Raw genomic sequence first — 1655 nt, forward strand, 5'->3', positions numbered from 1 at the left:
TGCTGCAACAAAAAGCATTAAATGCTCAACAAAGAAATATTCAGTAGAAATACTGTCAGTATTTTTGAGAAGAGCGAACCAGTGACCAGCAGTGGTCACAAACAGAGATTAAACTAAAGAGTTTGATCCTGGCTCAGATTGAACGCTGGCGGCATGCCTTACACATGCAAGTCGAACGGCAGCACGGAGCTTGCTCTGGTGGCGAGTGGCGAACGGGTGAGTAATATATCGGAACGTACCCTGGAGTGGGGGATAACGTAGCGAAAGTTACGCTAATACCGCATACGATCTAAGGATGAAAGCAGGGGACCGCAAGGCCTTGTGCTCCTGGAGCGGCCGATATCTGATTAGCTAGTTGGTAGGGTAAAAGCCTACCAAGGCATCGATCAGTAGCTGGTCTGAGAGGACGACCAGCCACACTGGAACTGAGACACGGTCCAGACTCCTACGGGAGGCAGCAGTGGGGAATTTTGGACAATGGGGGCAACCCTGATCCAGCAATGCCGCGTGAGTGAAGAAGGCCTTCGGGTTGTAAAGCTCTTTTGTCAGGGAAGAAAAGGCTATGGATAATACCTGTGGCTCATGACGGTACCTGAAGAATAAGCACCGGCTAACTACGTGCCAGCAGCCGCGGTAATACGTAGGGTGCAAGCGTTAATCGGAATTACTGGGCGTAAAGCGTGCGCAGGCGGTTTTGTAAGACTGTCGTGAAATCCCCGGGCTCAACCTGGGAATGGCGATGGTGACTGCAAGGCTAGAGTTTGGCAGAGGGGGGTAGAATTCCACGTGTAGCAGTGAAATGCGTAGATATGTGGAGGAACACCGATGGCGAAGGCAGCCCCCTGGGTCAAAACTGACGCTCATGCACGAAAGCGTGGGGAGCAAACAGGATTAGATACCCTGGTAGTCCACGCCCTAAACGATGTCTACTAGTTGTCGGGTCTTAATTGACTTGGTAACGCAGCTAACGCGTGAAGTAGACCGCCTGGGGAGTACGGTCGCAAGATTAAAACTCAAAGGAATTGACGGGGACCCGCACAAGCGGTGGATGATGTGGATTAATTCGATGCAACGCGAAAAACCTTACCTACCCTTGACATGGATGGAATCTTTGAGAGATTGGAGAGTGCCCGAAAGGGAACCATTACACAGGTGCTGCATGGCTGTCGTCAGCTCGTGTCGTGAGATGTTGGGTTAAGTCCCGCAACGAGCGCAACCCTTGTCATTAGTTGCTACGCAAGAGCACTCTAATGAGACTGCCGGTGACAAACCGGAGGAAGGTGGGGATGACGTCAAGTCCTCATGGCCCTTATGGGTAGGGCTTCACACGTCATACAATGGTACATACAGAGCGCCGCCAACCCGCGAGGGGGAGCTAATCGCAGAAAGTGTATCGTAGTCCGGATTGTAGTCTGCAACTCGACTGCATGAAGTTGGAATCGCTAGTAATCGCGGATCAGCATGTCGCGGTGAATACGTTCCCGGGTCTTGTACACACCGCCCGTCACACCATGGGAGCGGGTTTTACCAGAAGTAGGTAGCTTAACCGCAAGGAGGGCGCTTACCACGGTAGGATTCGTGACTGGGGTGAAGTCGTAACAAGGTAGCCGTATCGGAAGGTGCGGCTGGATCACCTCCTTTCTAGAGTTTGCACG

Annotated in this window: 1 rRNA gene; it reads left to right on the forward strand. The window is 52.1% G+C overall.

Going from position 1 to position 1655, the window contains the following annotated elements:
- Positions 1-110 precede the first annotated feature (110 nt).
- A 16S ribosomal RNA gene (locus tag BLS51_RS29015) occupies positions 111-1641 on the forward strand.
- Positions 1642-1655 lie beyond the last annotated feature (14 nt).

The organism is Duganella sp. OV510, assembly GCF_900100205.1.
GTDB lineage: Bacteria > Pseudomonadota > Gammaproteobacteria > Burkholderiales > Burkholderiaceae_D > Rugamonas.